General features: G+C 71.0%; 16 protein-coding genes. 2 read left to right on the top strand and 14 right to left on the bottom strand.

Annotated elements, in window-relative coordinates:
* Positions 1 to 8 precede the first annotated feature (8 nt).
* The 7 genes from P3G67_RS18105 to P3G67_RS18070 form a co-directional block, all read right to left on the bottom strand.
* On the bottom strand, positions 9 to 1,187 hold the full coding sequence (locus tag P3G67_RS18105; RefSeq protein ID WP_276094369.1) for an FAD-dependent monooxygenase: 1,179 nt from the start codon (positions 1,185 to 1,187) through the stop codon (positions 9 to 11).
* A 352-nt stretch (positions 1,188 to 1,539) separates the two neighbouring features.
* Positions 1,540 to 2,529 carry a malate dehydrogenase gene (locus P3G67_RS18095; protein WP_276094368.1) on the bottom strand — a complete coding sequence of 330 codons (990 nt, stop codon included), beginning with the start codon at positions 2,527 to 2,529 and terminating at the stop codon, positions 1,540 to 1,542.
* A 161-nt stretch (positions 2,530 to 2,690) separates the two neighbouring features.
* Entirely contained in the window at positions 2,691 to 3,299 is a 609-nt protein-coding gene (locus P3G67_RS18090; protein ID WP_276094367.1) for a DUF2690 domain-containing protein, read from the bottom strand.
* Complete coding sequence (locus P3G67_RS18085; RefSeq protein ID WP_269853644.1) at positions 3,296 to 3,952, bottom strand: peptidoglycan-binding domain-containing protein; 657 nt, start codon at positions 3,950 to 3,952, stop codon at positions 3,296 to 3,298. The genes P3G67_RS18090 and P3G67_RS18085 overlap by 4 nt, the downstream gene beginning before the upstream one ends.
* Positions 3,953 to 4,083: 131 nt before the next feature.
* Complete coding sequence (locus P3G67_RS18080) at positions 4,084 to 5,304, bottom strand: NADP-dependent isocitrate dehydrogenase (protein WP_269853645.1); 1,221 nt, start codon at positions 5,302 to 5,304, stop codon at positions 4,084 to 4,086.
* Between the two features lie 40 nt (positions 5,305 to 5,344).
* Complete coding sequence (locus tag P3G67_RS18075) at positions 5,345 to 5,965, bottom strand: DUF3017 domain-containing protein (protein ID WP_276094366.1); 621 nt, start codon at positions 5,963 to 5,965, stop codon at positions 5,345 to 5,347.
* A gap of 16 nt (positions 5,966 to 5,981) precedes the next feature.
* Positions 5,982 to 6,845, bottom strand: coding sequence for a bifunctional methylenetetrahydrofolate dehydrogenase/methenyltetrahydrofolate cyclohydrolase (locus tag P3G67_RS18070; RefSeq protein ID WP_269853647.1), 864 nt, complete (start codon positions 6,843 to 6,845; stop codon positions 5,982 to 5,984).
* A gap of 229 nt (positions 6,846 to 7,074) precedes the next feature.
* Between P3G67_RS18070 and P3G67_RS18065 the strand changes: the two genes are divergently transcribed.
* A complete protein-coding gene (locus P3G67_RS18065; protein WP_276094365.1) occupies positions 7,075 to 7,857 on the top strand; it encodes an RDD family protein in 783 nt (260 codons plus the stop codon).
* 73 nt (positions 7,858 to 7,930) lie between these two features.
* On the opposite strand, the gene purH is transcribed toward P3G67_RS18065, so the two are convergent.
* Together purH and purN are read right to left on the bottom strand one after the other, a co-directional pair.
* On the bottom strand, positions 7,931 to 9,484 hold the full coding sequence (purH, locus tag P3G67_RS18060) for a bifunctional phosphoribosylaminoimidazolecarboxamide formyltransferase/IMP cyclohydrolase (RefSeq protein ID WP_276094364.1): 1,554 nt from the start codon (positions 9,482 to 9,484) through the stop codon (positions 7,931 to 7,933).
* On the bottom strand, positions 9,481 to 10,119 hold the full coding sequence (gene purN / locus P3G67_RS18055; RefSeq protein WP_276094363.1) for a phosphoribosylglycinamide formyltransferase: 639 nt from the start codon (positions 10,117 to 10,119) through the stop codon (positions 9,481 to 9,483). Before purN ends, purH begins: the two co-directional genes overlap by 4 nt.
* Positions 10,120 to 10,336: 217 nt before the next feature.
* On the opposite strand from purN, the gene P3G67_RS18050 reads away from it, so the two are divergent.
* A complete protein-coding gene (locus P3G67_RS18050; protein ID WP_276094362.1) occupies positions 10,337 to 10,963 on the top strand; it encodes a hypothetical protein in 627 nt (208 codons plus the stop codon).
* A gap of 130 nt (positions 10,964 to 11,093) precedes the next feature.
* On the opposite strand, the gene P3G67_RS18045 is transcribed toward P3G67_RS18050, so the two are convergent.
* The 5 genes from P3G67_RS18045 to P3G67_RS18025 all read right to left on the bottom strand — a co-directional run bounded on the left by P3G67_RS18045 (position 11,094) and on the right by P3G67_RS18025 (position 17,354).
* A complete protein-coding gene (locus tag P3G67_RS18045) occupies positions 11,094 to 12,392 on the bottom strand; it encodes a cell division protein PerM (RefSeq protein WP_276094361.1) in 1,299 nt (432 codons plus the stop codon).
* A 216-nt stretch (positions 12,393 to 12,608) separates the two neighbouring features.
* Positions 12,609 to 13,493, bottom strand: coding sequence for a succinate--CoA ligase subunit alpha (gene sucD / locus P3G67_RS18040; RefSeq protein WP_269853653.1), 885 nt, complete (start codon positions 13,491 to 13,493; stop codon positions 12,609 to 12,611).
* 20 nt (positions 13,494 to 13,513) lie between these two features.
* Positions 13,514 to 14,686, bottom strand: coding sequence for an ADP-forming succinate--CoA ligase subunit beta (gene sucC / locus P3G67_RS18035; RefSeq protein WP_269853654.1), 1,173 nt, complete (start codon positions 14,684 to 14,686; stop codon positions 13,514 to 13,516).
* 378 nt (positions 14,687 to 15,064) lie between these two features.
* A complete protein-coding gene (locus P3G67_RS18030) occupies positions 15,065 to 16,276 on the bottom strand; it encodes a hypothetical protein (RefSeq protein WP_276094360.1) in 1,212 nt (403 codons plus the stop codon).
* A gap of 295 nt (positions 16,277 to 16,571) precedes the next feature.
* Positions 16,572 to 17,354, bottom strand: coding sequence for a hypothetical protein (locus tag P3G67_RS18025; RefSeq protein ID WP_276094359.1), 783 nt, complete (start codon positions 17,352 to 17,354; stop codon positions 16,572 to 16,574).
* Positions 17,355 to 17,401 lie beyond the last annotated feature (47 nt).

Raw genomic sequence — 17,401 nt, 5'->3', positions numbered from 1 at the left:
ACTTCCCGTCAGTACGTCTTGAGGGAGTACGACGTCACCACGTCGCGGAACTCCTCGTGGTCCCCGCTGTCGCCCATCGCTTGGGCTATCTCCTCCTCGGACATCCCGGCGAAGGCCTCCTCCGCCGCGGCGCGCTGTTCGGCGTTCTCCAGGGCGATGCCCTGGTTCCGCTCCACGAAGCCGCGTAGCTCGTCCTCGTAGGCGGCGAACGCCGCGACGTGGTCGCCGCCCGCCGCCTTGAGCTCGCCCGCGAGGACGTACGCGCCGATCAGCGCCATGCTCGTGCCCTGACCGGACATGGGCGAGCCGCAGTACCCGGCGTCGCCGAGCAGTACGACCCGGCCGTTGGACCAACTGTCCATGCGGATCTGGCTCATGGAGTCGAAGTGGAAGTCGGGGGCGTCCCACATGTACTTGAGCGCGTTGGGGAACTCCCAGCCGACATTGGCCATCTGCTCGGCGATCAGCCGCTTCTGCGCGGTGAGGTCGCGGAAGTCGTAGTCGATGGGTTCCTTGGACTCGAAGCCCATGTAGACACGGAGTTCGCTGTTGTCGCGGAGGCTCATCATGATGCCGCCGAGTCGGTGGAAGACCTGCCAGTGGTCCAGGCCAAGGAAGTTGGGAGCGGTGAACACGGCCAGGTAGGAGCCGAGGTAGCGGAAGAACCGCGACTCGGGGCCGAAGACCAGCTTGCGGACGTTGGAGTGCAGTCCGTCCGCGCCGACGACGATGTCGAAGTCGCGCGGTGCGCTGTTCTCGAAGGTGACGTGGGCGGTGTGCTCGTCCTGGGTGATGCTGGTGATCGAGTCGTTGAACAGGTACTCGACGCCGTCGCCGGTCGCCTCGTAGATCAGACGGGACAGGTCGTCGCGGACGATCTCGATATCGGAGTTGGCGATAGGACCGCCGGTGAAGGTGTGTTCGGTGGTGCGGTACAGCTCCTTGCCGGTGCTGTCCACGATGGACATGCCGCGCACGTCGGTCTTGAGACGGCGCGCCTCCTCCAGGACGCCCATCCGCTCAAGGACATCGAGCGCGGCGGCCCGCACGTCGATCGCCTGCCCGCCGGGACGTAGGTGGGGCGCCCGCTCGACGACGGTGACGTTGAAGCCGTACCGGTTCAGGAAGTACGCCAGGGCGGGGCCACCGACGCTTGCTCCGGAGATAAGGACATTGACGTTCTCCATCTGTGGCTCCTCGACATCAGGTGGGATCTATCCGGTTCGACGCGAGACGTGATGCCTGGCGTTGCCACCGATCCTGGCCATTCCGCCTGACAACCCACTGACAAGCCGTTCCGGCCACTGTCAGCCCGCTGACAAAGGGCCTCGTGTCCTGGCACGTGCCACCTCTTCACCCAGCCCAAGGACGGCGCCTACCTCAGCGAACTCACCGCCGCCTTCGGCGTGCCCGTCGACCTCACCGACACCGTCATCGGACTGACCCTTACCACCGCCGAGTTCCCCCGCGACTGAACAAATCACTGGGCCCCGCCACCGGCAACGTGCCGACGGCGGGGCCCAGTTGGTGTCTGCGGGCTCAGATGAGGCCGAGGGCGCGGACGGCCTCGCGCTCCTCCTCAAGCTCCTTGACGGAGGCGTCGATGCGGGTGCGGGAGAACTCGTTGATCTCCAGGCCCTGGACGATCTCGAACTTGCCGTCCTTGGTGGTGACCGGGAAGGAGGAGATCAGGCCCTCCGGAACACCGTAGGAGCCGTCGGAGACGATGCCCATGGAGGTCCAGTCGCCCTCCTTCGTGCCGTTGACCCAGGTGTGAACGTGGTCGATGGCGGCGTTGGCGGCGGAGGCGGCCGACGAGGCGCCACGGGCCTCGATGATGGCGGCGCCGCGCTTGGCGACGGTCGGGATGAACTCCTCGGCCAGCCACTTCTCGTCGTTCACGACCTCGGCGGCGTTCTTGCCCGCGACCTCGGCGTGGAAGATGTCCGGGTACTGGGTGGCGGAGTGGTTGCCCCAGATCGTCAGCTTGCGGATCTCGGAGACGGCGACGCCGGTCTTCTTCGCGAGCTGGGTGATCGCGCGGTTGTGGTCCAGGCGGGTCATCGCGGTGAAGCGCTCGGCCGGTACGTCGGGGGCGGCGGCCTGGGCGATCAGGGCGTTGGTGTTGGCCGGGTTGCCGACCACCAGGACCTTGATGTCGTCGGCGGCGTGGTCGTTGATCGCCTTGCCCTGCGGCTTGAAGATGCCGCCGTTGGCCTCCAGCAGGTCGCCGCGCTCCATGCCCTTGGTGCGGGGGCGGGCGCCGACCAGCAGGGCCACGTTGGCACCGTCGAAGGCCACGTTGGGGTCATCGGAGATGTCGATGCCCTTGAGCAGCGGGAAGGCGCAGTCGTCCAGCTCCATGGCGGTGCCCTCGGCTGCCTTCAGGGCCGGCGTGATCTCCAGCAGGCGCAGCTTGACCGGAACGTCGGCGCCGAGGAGCTGCCCGGACGCGATGCGGAAAAGCAGTGCGTAGCCGATCTGGCCAGCCGCACCGGTGACAGTGACGTTGACGGGAGTGCGGGTCATTGCGATCTCCTGCGCTGTGTTTTTTGGGCGCCCCGGCCCCTGTTGTTTCGGGATGGTCCGGCGCCGGTGACTGCCGATGTCTCGACGCCGAGAGATCCGCCGTCAGGCTATCGGACCTAGGGCGCGTCGAGCCCTCGGGAGGGTGTGGCCCGGGTCACCGCTTACGGGTGTCCTTCGTCCGGGTGTGCTTCGGGGTGCGCGCAGACCCGTCCGTCGCGGGCGGCGAGGCAGGCTTCCACGGCCTCGCCGCGCGTGTCCGGGATCATCGGGGTGAACGCCCGTACCCCGGTGCCCTGGGCGTTCTGCCACCGTACGTCGCCGTGCGCGCCGCGCACCTCGATGGCGTCGCTCGCCCGGGGATCGCGCAGCAGCGCCCAGGCGGCCCGGCAGCGGGTGCTGACCCGCAGGTCGACCTCGCGCCCGGCGAGCCACGCGGACGCCGTGGTCACCGCGTCGTCGGCGCACAGCGTGACGTCCGGGTCCAGACCGGCGCAGCTGCGGCCCTGGCAGAACGGCGGCGCGACCTCGGTGGCGGTGGAGTTGGGCACCGCGCCGACGAGGAGCAGCACGGCGCCCACGGCGAGGGCCACCGCGCCCGCGGCCAGCGCGGTCCAGACGGCCAGCTCCAGTCGGCTGCGGGTGGGTTCGGGCCACGGCTGCTCCGGTTCCCCCGGCTGCCCCCGCGCGGGCTGACCGAATCCTGCTCCCTCACACGAGGGACATTCCGGGTGGCCGGCCGGATTGGCCGGGTCGTCGGTCAGGCGGCTCACGCGCGCAACCGCACCCAGGTGTCCTTGCCCACCACACCGTCCGCCGGGAGGCGGTGGGTCCTCTGGTAGGCCTTGACGGCGTCCGCGGTGCGCCGCCCGAAGTGACCGTTGACCGTGCCGGTGTCCACCCGCTGGCGCCGCAACAGGCACTGGATCTCGGTGACTTGGGGACCGTTCGCGCCCTCGCCCACCACGTCCGTGCTGGTCTGCACGTAACCGGCGTAGTGGCGGCCGTCCTGCACCTTGTCGTGGCAGGGGAAGCCGGGCAGCTCGCCCGCCGCCCCCGTACCGGTGTCCCGCTGCGCGCCGGGCAGCAGCGCGTAGCCGCTGGCCAGGCCGCCGCCGAGCACCACGATCGCCACGGCCGCGGCGAGCACCGCGCGGCGCTGGCGGGACCGGCGCTCGGAGACCAGCGGCGCGGTGAAGTCCTCGAAGCCGACGAAGGGTTCGCGGCCCCACACCGGCGGATCGACGCTCGCACCACGCGCCGCGGTCTCCCACAGCTCGACCAGCCGCAGCGTGTCACCTCCAGCCAAGGCGCCCCGCGGCGCGACCATTCGCCGTGGCGGGCGGTCCTTGGTGCCGCGGGTGTACCGCACCAGCTCGCGTAGCTGGGCCTCAAGGCCGTCCGGTAACGGCTGCCAACGTGCCATGCCTCTCCCCCGCCCATCTATGCAACGCGTCCCCCGATGGGAATCACCCCACACGGTGATTACCCCAAGCCATGCCTGTCAGGCAGCGGTTGGTCGCAACGCGTCGCGTCGGCCATAGCATTCCGGCCAGATCAGGCGAGAGCGAGCCGCGCCCTCAGGTGCTCGTCGATCGCGGCGAGGAACTCCTCGGTGGTCAGCCACGGTTGGTCGGGGGAGATCAGCAGCGCCAGGTCCTTGGTCATCTGGCCGCCCTCGACGGTCCACACGCAGACCCGCTCCAGGGTGTGCGCGAAGTCGCTGACCCCGGGGGTGCCGTCCAGCTTGCCGCGGTGGGCCAGGCCGCGGGTCCAGGCGAAGATCGAGGCGATCGGGTTGGTGGAGGTCGGCCTGCCCCGCTGGTACTGGCGGTAGTGCCGGGTGACGGTGCCGTGCGCGGCCTCGGCCTCCACGGTCCGGCCGTCCGGTGTCATCAGCACCGAGGTCATCAGGCCGAGCGAGCCGAAGCCCTGCGCCACGATGTCGGACTGCACGTCGCCGTCGTAGTTCTTGCACGCCCACACGTAGCCGCCCTCCCACTTCAGGGCGGCGGCGACCATGTCGTCGATCAGCCGGTGCTCGTAGGTCAGCCCGGCCCTGCCGAAGTCGTCGCGGAACTCGGTGTCGAAGACCTCCTGGAAGATGTCCTTGAAGCGTCCGTCGTACTTCTTCAGGATCGTGTTCTTCGTGGACAGGTAGACCGGGAAGCCGCGGTCCAGGCCGTAGCGGAACGACGCCCGCGCGAAGTCGCGGATCGAGGCGTCCAGGTTGTACATCGACAGCGCCACACCGGCCCCGGGGAACTCGTAGACCTCAAGCTCCACCGGGTCCGAGCCGTCCTTCGGCGTGAAGGTCATGGTGAGGGTGCCCTGGCCGGGGACCTTGAGGTCGGTGGCGCGGTACTGGTCGCCGAAGGCGTGGCGGCCGACCACGATCGGCCTGGTCCAGCCCGGGACCAGCCGGGGGACGTTGGCGATGATGATCGGCTCGCGGAAGATCACGCCACCGAGGATGTTGCGGATGGTGCCGTTGGGAGACCGGTACATCTCCTTGAGGCCGAACTCGTCGACCCGGGCCTCGTCCGGGGTGATGGTGGCGCACTTGACGCCGACGCCGTACTTCTTGATCGCGTTGGCGGCGTCCACGGTGACCTGGTCACGGGTGGCGTCGCGGTGCTCGATGCCCAGGTCGAAGTACTTCAGCTCGATGTCGAGGTACGGCAGGATCAACTGGTCCTTGATGAACCGCCAGATGATCCGGGTCATCTCGTCGCCGTCCAGCTCGACCACGGGACGGGCGACCTTGATCTTGGCCATGGCGCCGCTTCCGTTTCCGCTTCCCCCGTTCCATGGAACGTCAGCGGACGGCGAAGTGCACGATGTCGTCCAGGAAGGGCAGGTGCAGGATCGGTTTCGGCTGGATCATCAGGGCCAGCAGCACGATGGCGGAGCCCAGCCCGCCGTAGGTGATCAGGTCGGTGAAACGGCTGCGGACGGCGAGCATGCCGACCTCGGGCAGCAGCCAGCGCAGCACCGCGCCCAGCAGCAGGCACGCGCCCACCAGGATCAGCCCGACCCGGAAACCGCCCGCGGCCGTGATGGCCAGGCCGAGGGCGACCCCGCCCAACACGGTCAGCAGCGGCCACTGCCGGGCCGGGGCCGGAGCCGCCCCGCCGGCGGCCCGGCCGCCGCCCTCGGGGCGCGCGGTGTCCTGGGTGACCTCGGGGAAGCGGTGGGACGGCGCGCCCGCCTTGGCGGCGGGCTTGCCGGTGGCTCGGCCCGCGGTGCCGTTCGCCTTGGCGCCCGCGCCGTTCGCCTTCGCGGCCGTGCCGTTGGCCTCGGCGCCCGCGCCGTCGGGCTGCTTGGCGGCGGCGGTCGCCCGGGCGGCGGTGTCCTTCAGCTTCGCGGCGGTGCCGTTCGCCTTGGCGCCCGCGCCGTTCGGCCCGGGGGCTGCCCCCCGGGGATCTGTTCCGGCCACGAGGGGCCCCTCTCCGTCAGTGCGCGGCGTCGGCCGCCCGCTCGGCCGCTTCCACGACGTTCTGGACCAGCAGGGCGCGGGTCATCGGGCCCACACCACCCGGGTTCGGCGACAGCCAGGCGGCCACCTCACGTACGCCGGGGTGCACATCGCCGACGATCTTGCCGTTCTCGTCCCGGCTGACGCCGACGTCCAGCACGGCGGCGCCCGGCTTGACGTCCTCCGGCTTGACCAGGTGCGGCACGCCCGCCGCCGCCACGATGATGTCCGCCTGGCGCAGCAGGCCCGGCAGGTCCCGGGTGCCGGTGTGGCACAGGGTCACGGTGGCGTTCTCGGAGCGCCGGGTGAGCAGCAGGCCGATGGAGCGGCCGACGGTGATGCCCCGGCCGACGACGACCACGTGCGCGCCGTTGATCTCCACGCCGTGCCGGCGCAGCAGCTCCACGATGCCGTTGGGGGTGCACGGCAGCGGCCCGGTCTCGTTGAGCACCAGGCGGCCCAGGCTCATCGGGTGCAGGCCGTCCGCGTCCTTGGCCGGGTCCATCAGCTGCAGCACGCGGTTGGTGTCGATGCCCTTGGGCAACGGCAGTTGGACGATGTAGCCGGTGCATGCCGGGTTCTCGTTGAGCTCCCGTACGACCGCCTCGATCTCCTCCTGGGTGGCGGTGGCGGGCAGCTCGCGCTGGATGGAGGCGATGCCCACCTCCGCGCAGTCGCGGTGCTTTCCGTTGACGTACCAGCGGCTGCCCGGGTCGTCACCGACCAGCAGGGTGCCCAGGCCGGGCGTGACGCCCTGGGCCTTGAGCGCCTTGACGCGCTCGGCTAGCTCGGACTTGATCGCGGCGGCGGTGGCCTTGCCATCGAGAATCTGGGCGGTCATGCTCCCATCCTCGCGGATGCGGCCCGCCGTGAACCAATCCGGACCAGATCCGTCCGGTCATTCGCCGTAATTCCCCACATACCGGCTGGCCCAGTGGGTGCTGTCTGGACATGGCCCGCCGGGTGCTAGAACCATGGGGTCGCTGGACCACGGGGGAACAGGGTGCTCAATCATGCCCGGATCTTTCATGGTCCGGTTCGTCCCCGCTTCTCGTTGTAAGGACTGTTACGTGAGCTACCCGCCCGGACCCCAGGACCCGTACGGCCAGCCGCCGCAGCAGCCGTACGGCTACCCGCAGCAGCAGCCTCCGGGCCAGCCGCAGTACGGCTACCCGCAGCAGCCGCCGCAAGGACAGCCTCCGTACGGCTACCCGCAGCAGCCGGGCTACCAGCAGCAGCCGGGGTACGACCCGAACGCCGCGCCGTACGGCTACCCGCAGCAGGCGCCGGGCACGGTCCAGGCCAACAACGGGTACATCAACATCGCCTACCTGGGCACCGTCCAGGTCGCCACGATGGGCCAGCGCTTCCTGGCCCGGCTGATCGACGGCCTGGTCGCCGGAATCGTGATCACCATCGTCATGTTCGCGGGCATGGCCAGCGTGATGGGCGTCGCGCACAGCAACAAGGACTGCTCGGTCTACACCTACGGCACGCCCGAGTACTCGCAGTGCCTGAACGACAACCTCAACGCGGGCTCCGGCGTCATCGCGGTGATGTTCGCCTTCATCGGCACGTTCGCGCTGTTCGCGCTGCTCTACGAGTGGCTGATGATCTCCTTCCTCGGCGCCACGCTGGGCAAGATGGCGATGGGCCTGAAGGTGGTCAAGGAGTCCAACGGCCAGGCCCCGGGCCTGGGCGGCGGCTTCATCCGCTACATCATCCCGATCGTCGGCGCCTTCCTGTGCTACATCGGCGCGCTGCTGGTGTACCTGTCGCCGTTCTTCGACAACTCCGGCAAGCTCCAGGGCTGGCACGACCGCGCGGCCGGAACCGTGGTCGTCAAGAAGTAACGCGTGAACCCCAAGGGGCGGCCCGCGACTGCGGGCCGCCCCTTACGCGTTGGCGGCTTCTTCCTGGTCTGCGTCAGTGGAAGAAGTGCCGCGTGCCGGTGAGGTACATCGTGACGCCCGCCTTGCGCGCCGCCTCGATCACCGCCTCGTCGCGCACCGAACCGCCCGGCTGCGCAACGGCCTTGACGCCCGCCTCGGTCAACACCTCAAGCCCGTCGGGGAACGGGAAGAACGCGTCCGACGCCGCGTACGAGCCCGCCGCGCGCTCGGCGCCCGCCCGCTGCACCGCCAGCCGCGCCGAGTCGACGCGGTTGACCTGGCCCATGCCGACGCCGACCGTCGCGCCGTCCTTGGCCAGCAGGATCGCGTTCGACTTCACCGCGCGGCAGGCCCGCCAGGCGAAGGCCAACTCCCGCAGGGCCGCCTCGTCCAGCGGATCGCCGGTGGCCAGCGTCCAGTTGGCCGGGTCGTCGCCGTCCGCCTGCAACAGGTCCTTGACCTGCATCAGCAGACCGCCCTCGATCCGCCGGAACTCCCGCCGCTCACACGGCTGGTGGGCGCAGCGCAGCACCCGGATGTTCTTCTTCCGGGACAGTACCTCGACCGCGCCGTCCTCGTAGCCGGGCGCGATGATGACCTCGGTGAAGATCTCCGCGACCTGCTCGGCCAGCGCCACGCTCACCGGCCGGTTGACCGCGATCACGCCGCCGAACGCGGAGAGCGGGTCACAGGCGTGCGCCTTGCGGTGCGCCTCGGCGACGTCCGAACCGATCGCGATGCCACAGGGGTTGGCGTGCTTGATGATCGCCACGCACGGCTCGTCGTGGTCGTAGGCGGCACGGCGGGCGGCCTCGGTGTCGACGTAGTTGTTGTACGACATCTCCTTGCCGTGCAACTGCTCCGCCTGCGCCAGGCCGGGGGTGCCGTCGGTGTAGAGGGCGGCGCCCTGGTGCGGGTTCTCGCCGTAGCGCAGCACGTTCTTGCGCTCGAAGGCGGCGCCCAGGAACTCCGGGAAGGCGGTGTCCTGGTCGGCGGCGTAGTCGGTGGCGAACCAGTTGGCCACCGCCACGTCGTAGGCGGCGGTGTGCGCGAACGCCTCGGCGGCCAGCTTCCTGCGGGCGGCCAGGTCGAAGCCGCCGTCCGCCGCGGCCTTCAACACCTCTTCGTAGTGGGCCGGGTTGACGACCACCGCGACCGACGGATGGTTCTTGGCGGCGGCGCGGACCATCGAGGGGCCGCCGATGTCGATCTGCTCCACGCACTCGTCCTGCGAGGCGCCGGAGGCGACGGTCTCCCGGAACGGGTACAGGTTGACCACCACCAGCTCGAACGGGGCGACGCCCAGCTCGGCGAGCTGCTCGCGGTGCGACTCCAGCCGCTGGTCGGCCAGGATGCCCGCGTGGATCCTCGGGTGCAGGGTCTTGACCCGGCCGTCCAGGCACTCGGGGAAGCCGGTCAGCTCCTGGACCGGGGTGACCGGCACCCCGGCGTCGGCGATCCTCTTCGCGGTCGATCCGGTGGAGACCAGCTCGACCCCGGCCGCGTGCAGCCCTCGGGCCAGTTCCTCAAGGCCGGTCTTGTCGTAGACGCTGACCAGGGCCCGTCGGATGGGGCGCTTCGTACTCACGGGACGATGACCTTTCTTCCCTCAATGCGGTAGCCGTCGCGGGCGATCCGCCCGACGACCTCGACGAGCAGCCGTCGCTCGACTTCCTTGATGCGCTCGTGCAGCGTGTCCTCGTCGTCCTCGTCCCGGACCTCGACCGCGCGCTGCGCGATGATCGGGCCGGTGTCGACGCCGTCGTCGACGAAGTGGACGGTGCAGCCGGTGACCTTGGCGCCGTACGCGAGAGCGTCCCGGACCCCGTGGGTGCCGGGGAAACTGGGCAGCAGCGCCGGGTGGGTGTTGATCACCCGGCCGCCGAAGCGGCCCAGGAACTCCTTGCCCAGGATCTTCATGAAGCCCGCCGAGACGACCAGGTCCGGCTGGTACCCGGCGACCGCCTCGGCCAGCGCGAGGTCCCAGGCGGCGCGGTCCTCGTGGTCCTTGACCCGGCACACGAAGGTGGGCAGCCCGGCCCGCTCGGCCCGCTCCAGACCGGCGATGCCCTCCCGGTCGGCGCCCACCGCCACGATCCGCGCCTTGTACTCGGGGTCACCGGCGATGGCGTCGAGCAGGGCCTGGAGGTTGGTGCCGGAACCGGAGACCAGGACGACCAGGCGGCACGGGCGGGCGGACGGTACGGACTCGGCGGGGGCCACGGCAGGGGTTCTTTCTCGCGGGACCGTTCGTTTGTGTGGTCGTACAAAACGGAGGGTCCTTGAGATCCAGGGAACCCTACGAAGGCGCCGACCGTCAGCAACGATACCGGCACGGCGTCCGGCCCCCACGGGGACGGGGGCGACGGAGCCGGGTAGCGTCTGATGACGTGCGACGACGCACGAGGAAGCCGACGGCAAGGGGATGGCGCAACCAACCATGAGCAGCGTCCGCATCACCACCTATCGCGATCCGGGCCCCGCCCCGCTCGCGACCCCCGCGCTGCGTGAGCGCCAGGCGCCGTCCGACGAGCAGGAGCGGGATCCGTTCGCGCCGCCGCCGAAGGGCACGCCGGATCGGCCGTGGCAGCCGAGGAGCGGCCAGGGCGAACGGTGGAGCGACCGGCAGCCGGAGCGTCACGACCCGTCCAACGGCCAGTTCGGCTCCCGTGGCCCGGTGCGGCCCGAGGGACCTCGGTTCGATGTGACCGACCCGGCGCAGCGGCGGGCACGCTACGCGCTGCTGGCGGGTATGTGGGGGCTGTTCTTCGGGCTGTTCAGCATGGCTCCGGTGGCACTGCTGCTGGGGGTGCTGGCGCTGTACTGGGGGGTCAGCTCGCTGCGCGCCAAGCCCAAGGAGGGGCAACGGCCGCAGTTCACCGCGGCCTTGAGCGGAATCCTGACGGGCGTCGTGGCGCTGGCGATCGTCGCCGCGAGCTTCACGTTCCAACTGGCGTACCGGAACTACTACTCGTGCGTCAACGACGCGCTGACGCAGCCCGCGCGGCAGGCTTGCAGCCAGTTGCTGCCCTCGCAACTCCGACAGGTCCTCGGGGCTCAGGACTGACGTCCTCGCGCGTTCCGCCCTCCGAGTTGGAGGCGCGTTGGGAGCGCCGGTCGGGTTTCGTCGTTGTCGGGCGCCGTCACGGCGGATTTCCTCGGGGCGATCCCCCCGGGTCCACCGCGGCCCGCGACGGCTACACGCCTGCCCCGGCCCGGGACAGCAGCCACCAGCGGACGCCGAGCGCTCCGGGGAGCCCCAGACCCAGCATCCAGCCGAAGTGTGCCACTCCCATGGACCAGGCAACCGGACCGAAGCTGGAGAGGGCACCGGTGCCCATGGGACCGGCCACCAGCAGGGCGGACCAGGCCAGCACAGCGCCACCGCACAGGGCGGCCAGCGCCACCACCGCCGCGGTGCCCGGCACCGTCCAGTCGTGCTGTACCGCCGCGTGGGCCACGTACCAGCTCAACACCGCCGCGGCGGCGACCGGGACCGCCAACACCAGCCACAGGAAGGGTGATCCGCCGTCGCGACCGGTCGGTGAGGGCAGCGCCGCCAGTAGTGGGAAGTGCGGCAGCACCCGCGGATACCCGTAGGCCCCGGCGGGCGACACCGCACCGCCGACGCCCAGCGCGAACCCCGGCCCCAGCGCGTAGGCCGCGCCCCACAGCGCCACATTGGGCACCAACGCGACGATCAGCAGCAGCACCGCGAACCGTCCGGAGAACGAACCGGTGAGCTGGCCGAAGTCATCGCCCACCGCGCCCGCGTGCCACGCCAGCGCACCGCCGCTGAGCAGCGCGCCGCCGACCACCACCGCGCCCACCGCCACCCCGGCGGCCCGCAGTCCCGTGCTCGCGCCGCCGCGCGGCAGCAGCCAGGCCACCGGAGGCGGCGCCCAGTTCGCCAGCGCCGACGTCGGCCGCCCGTACGCCGTCCAGGCGCCCACGGCCGCCACCGGCGCGGCCACCAGCGGTACGCACAGCAGCGCGGACAGCGGTTCCCCGCGCAGCGGACCGTCGTCGGTGTAGAGCGCGGCGGCCAGCGCCACCAGCAGATACCCGGCGACCAGCCATCCGGTGGCGGCGACCGGCCCCAACTCCGGTTCGCCGTCCGGGCCTTCACCGTCGGCCAGCGGGTCGGGGGTGAGCGCCTGCGCGGCGATGCGGTGCAGCAGCCACGCGGGCAGCGCGGTCAGCAGCAGCGGGGTGACCCCGATCGGTACGGTGCCGCCGGTCAGCCCGTCGCTTCGGGACAGCTCGGCGCCGTGCGCCAGCAGCCACAGCGCGGCGGCGACGTGCAAGGCGGTGCCGGGGCCTCCGGCGGAGTACGGCGAGATGGTCCACAACGACAACGCCAGCACCGCCAGCGCCGCGAGCCCGGCCCCGGCGGCGACCACCCCACCGAACATGGCGGTGGCGGCCTTCGGCGAGAAGCGGAGGGCATGGTCATGCCGGTACAACAACCTGAAGCGGTGCAGCAATTGGGTCACGTCACCTAATGCTGCATGTTGCGCGCGAATGCGTGCGGTACGGCACGAAAAGGAATGGTTTCGCCCCCCGAAAGGGGGTTGGGGTCCGGAGGCCGCGCCCCCGCAGGCCCCCTTTCGGGGGCTCCGCCCCCGGCCGCTCACGCTCTGCGCGGTACGAAGACGAAGAGGTCCGCCCCCCCCTGTCGGGGAGGCGGACCTCTTCGGTCAGCTGGGGGCTCAGCCGTTGAGCGCGGCACGCGCCAGGCGCGCCGTCTCGGACGGGGTCTTGCCGACCTTGACGCCCGCGGCCTCCAGGGCCTCCTTCTTCGCCTGGGCGGTGCCGGACGAACCGGAGACGATCGCGCCCGCGTGGCCCATCGTCTTGCCCTCGGGGGCGGTGAAGCCGGCGACGTAGCCGACGACCGGCTTGGTCACGTGCTCCTTGATGTAGGCCGCCGCGCGCTCCTCCGCGTCGCCACCGATCTCACCGATCATCACGATCAGGTCGGTGTCGGGGTCCTCCTGGAACGCCTTGAGGCAGTCGATGTGGGTGGTGCCGATGATCGGGTCACCGCCGATGCCGACCGCCGACGAGAAGCCGATGTCGCGCAGCTCGTACATCATCTGGTAGGTCAGCGTGCCGGACTTCGACACCAGACCGATGCGGCCCGGCTTGGTGATGTCCGACGGGATGATGCCCGCGTTGGACTGGCCGGGGGTGATCAGGCCGGGGCAGTTCGGGCCGATGATCCGGGTCTTGTTGCCCTTGGCCTGGGCGTGCGCCCAGAACGAGGCGGTGTCGTGCACCGCGATGCCCTCGGTGATCACGACGGCCAGCGGGATCTCGGCGTCGATCGCCTCGATGACCGCGTCCTTGGTGAACTTCTCCGGCACGAAGATGACGGTGACGTCGGCGCCGGTGGCCTCGATGGCCTCCTTGACGGAGCCGAAGACCGGGATCTCCTGGCCGTCGAAGTCGACCTTCTGGCCGGCCTTGCGCGGGTTCACGCCGCCGACGATGTTGGTGCCGGAGGCGAGCATCCGCCGGGTGTGCTTCTGACCCTCGGAGCCGGTCATGCCCTGGACGATGACCTTGGATTCCTTGGTGAGGAAGATAGCCATGGTGTTGGTGACCTCGTCCCTTACTTCGCAGCCAGCTCGGCGGCCCGCTCCGCGGCGCCGTCCATGGTGTCCACCTGCTGGACCAGCGGGTGGTTAGCGTCGGTCAGGATCTTGCGACCCAGCTCGGCGTTGTTGCCGTCGAGTCGGACGACCAGCGGCTTGTTGACGTCCTCGCCCTTGGACTTCAGCAACTCCAGGGCCTGCACGATGCCGTTGGCGACCGCGTCGCACGCGGTGATGCCGCCGAAGACGTTGACGAACACGGACTTCACGTCCGGGTCGCCCAGGATGATCTCCAGACCGTTCGCCATCACCTCGGCGGAGGCGCCGCCGCCGATGTCGAGGAAGTTCGCGGGCTTGACCTTGCCGTGCTTCTCGCCCGCGTAGGCGACCACGTCGAGGGTGCTCATCACGAGGCCCGCGCCGTTGCCGATGATGCCGACCTCGCCGTCCAGCTTGACGTAGTTGAGGCCCTTGGCCTTGGCGGCGGCCTCCAGCGGGTTGGCCGCGGCCTTGTCCTCCAGCGCCTCGTGCTCCGGCTGACGGAAGCGGGCGTTCTCGTCCAGCGAGACCTTGCCGTCGATCGCGAGGACCTTGCCCTCGGGAGTCTTGGCCAGCGGGTTGACCTCGACGAGCAGCGCGTCTTCCTTGATGAAGACGGTCCACAGGCTCTTGAGGACCTCGACCAGCTGGTCGTGCAGCTCGGCCGGGAACTTGGCGGCCTCGATGATCTCGCGGGCCTTGGCGTCGGTGACGCCCTCGTTGGCGTCGACCGGGATCTTGGCGAGGGCCTCGGGCTTGGTGGCCGCCACCTCTTCGATCTCCATGCCGCCCTCGACGGACGCCATGGCGAGGAAGGTGCGGTTGGCGCGGTCCAGCAGGAAGGAGACGTAGTACTCCTCCGCGATGCTCGCGGTCTGGGCCAGCATCACCTTGTGGACCGTGTGGCCCTTGATGTCCATGCCCAGGATCGCGGTGGCCTTCTCCACGGCGTCCGCCGGGTCGTCGGCCAGCTTCACACCACCGGCCTTGCCGCGGCCGCCGGTCTTGACCTGGGCCTTGACGACCACGCGGCCACCGAGACGCTCGGCCACCTCGCGCGCTGCCTCAGGGGTGTCAATGACTTCGCCGCCGAGCACGGGTACTCCGTGCTTCGCGAAGAGATCCCTCGCTTGGTACTCGAACAGGTCCACGCGCGTCCGTCCCTTTGCTTCTCTAAATCGCAGTCTGGTGATCGCGGGTTAGTTGTCTGCGTGGGCGTGCCGTGATGTGACGGGCAGCGTGACTACGCGATCTGTTAGAGGGCGCTCACGTCGACCAGGTACGCGGCATGTCCGCCTCGCAGGTTATCCCTGCCTGTGGCACCGGTCTAAATTCCAGACCGCACCGAAGCGGTGAGAACGGTCACAGAGTCAGCGACCGAACTGCTGTACCAAGCCACAGATGCAAGGCGGACGCCACGAAACGGGCGTAAAAACGCAGGCCGGGCGGCCCCGGACGAGTAAGGGGAGGTACTCGCCCGGAGCCGCCCAGTCGGGTGGCGCGCCGTCCGGGTCGGACGGCGGCCCGGCTCAGACGGCGGCCGGCAGGCCCGGGACGGCGGCCGGGCCGGTCAGACCGGCCGCGGTGCCGCCCTCGGGCAGCGAGGCGACGACCAGCTTGACGTCGTACACGGTGCCCTCACCGATCACCGTGACGTGGCCGGCGACGTTGCGCGCGGTGTACTGGGCGAACCCGGCCGCCTCACCGGCGACGCCCCGGGCCAGCGGGCCGACCTGGGCGGCCGCACCCTCGGTGAACGGCACCGCCTGGGCGGCGACGCCCTTGGCGAACGGCACGGCCTGGGCGGCCACACCGGCCGCGAACGGCTTGACCTGGTTGACCACACCGTTGGCGAACGGCGGCAGCTGGGCGCCCTCGGTCTGCGCCAGGGTGCCGGCACCGGTGACCGCGCCCTGGGCCACCGGCAGCACACCGGCCACCACGCGCTGCCCCAGCGGCGGCAGCACATCGGCGGTCACCTGCGCCACGGCCGGCGTCACCTGCGCGGTGACGGCGTGCACGGCGCCGGGCACGGCCGGAACGGAGGGCACCGACGGCAGACCCGCGGTCGGCACGGCGGTGGGCAGGCCGGACGGCACGCTCGGCACGGTGGACAGGCCGGACGGGAGCTTGGCGGCCTTGGTCAGCTTGGTCAGGGCGTCAAGCCGGGAACCCACGGCCAGGACGCCGTTGGCCAGGTCGGTGGCCCGACCCGGGTTCGGCAGCTCGGGCAGCGACGGGACCGAGGTGGTCGACGGCAGCTGACCGACGTGCTTGACGGCGCCGTTGGCCGTGTCGGTGACGTGCTTGACGGCCCCGGTCGGCAGGCCCTTGCCGGTCAGGCCGTGCGCCGCGCCGGTCAGCGTGTCGACGGAACGGGTGGGGGCGACCGGCAGACCCTTGACCGGGCCGCGGCCCTTGCCCTGGGGGGCCAGCCCGGGGTGCATGGTGTGGCCGGCGCCGGTCAGGCCCTCGACGGACCGGACGGCGCCGGTGGCGGTACCGGTCAGCGAGCCGGTGCCGGGCAGCTGGCCGGTGACCGAGCTGACGGCGCCGGTGGCGGTACCGGTCAGCGAACCGGTGGCGGGCAGCTGGCCGGTGACCGAGCTGACGGCGCCGGTCAGGGTGCCGGTGCCGGGAACGGTGGGCAGTACGGCCGCGTTGGCGGCGACGCTGCCCACCGCCCAGATACCGGAAGCGGCGGCGGCGACGATGACGGCACGGCGAATGCTGGTACGCATGGTGAACCTGCTCCTTGCGGATCACTGATCTACGCAGCGTCGATCAACTGGGCTGCGTGACAGGGGGATTGATTAGGCGTCGACTGACGAGCGACGCCGGCTGATGCGTCATGGAACGGCTCGACCACGCGATGCGCTGGGAGCGAGGGGCGGTGCGCCCGTACCTGCGGAGTCCGAGACCGGCTGAACAGCGACCGGCGGCGGTCCGCCACATGGCCACATGACTACAAGGAGCCGCGTGGGGCACGTGGGGCGCGATCACCCGTGCCAACGCACCGGGTGGTGCCGGGACCGCCTAGTCCGGCTGGACGGAGACGTCCGTCGACCGACGGGACGGCGACGAACCGTTCGCGGGGCGCGGCACGTCCGCGCCCAGGTGGAACCGCGCACCGTCCGCGAACAGCGCGGCGTGCGCGTCACCCGTGTGGTGGGTGGAACCGTCACCCTCGCCGGGGTGGCCCGAGTGGCCTGCGGGGAACGGGAGTTGGGCCGGTGCCCGCCCGTCGCGTCGCTGGTGCGCCGGGTGCGCCGCGGCACGGTGCGCGGCGCCCGCCGGGTACCGGCCCGCCACGGAAGCGGTGGGTCGGGCGGCGGGTGCGGTGCCGACGTGCGCCGGAACCGCCTTGTGCGGTAGGGGCCTTGGCGCGCTGCTGACCGGGTTGCCGGGGTCGCCGTGCCCTGCGCCGGTGGCACCGGCGATGGGCGACGTGACCTGGCCGGCCGCGTCTTGGACGGCACCGAGCAGGCCGGTCACCGGCCGCACGCTGCTGGTGGCCGCCGCCACCGTGTCCTTGACGCCCCGGTCGGCCTGCTGCGCGCCAGCGGCGAACCGCTGTGCGGCGCCCTGCGCGACGGCGTGGAGCGGTGCCGCTGGCGCGACCTCGTCCACCGCGCCGAAAGGTGTCCCCGCGTATCGCAGGGACACCGCGTCCGGTGAGTCCGCGTGCGCCTGCCCGCTCAGTACGAACGCCAGCGCGAGGAAGCCCCCGAGCAACAGCGCCACCTGGAGCGCACGCCGAGCGGCCGTGGTGCGCGGACGCACGACGGCAGCAGGCAGGGCAAGCGCGGCAGGCAGCAAGTGGGAGACCTTCCCGTACGGATGACACACGTTCCGGGTGACAGCCT

The sequence above is a fragment of the Streptomyces silvisoli genome (assembly GCF_029269905.1).
Classification (GTDB): domain Bacteria; phylum Actinomycetota; class Actinomycetes; order Streptomycetales; family Streptomycetaceae; genus Streptantibioticus_A; species Streptantibioticus_A silvisoli_A.
This window is presented reverse-complemented; position numbering and strand designations above follow the sequence as displayed.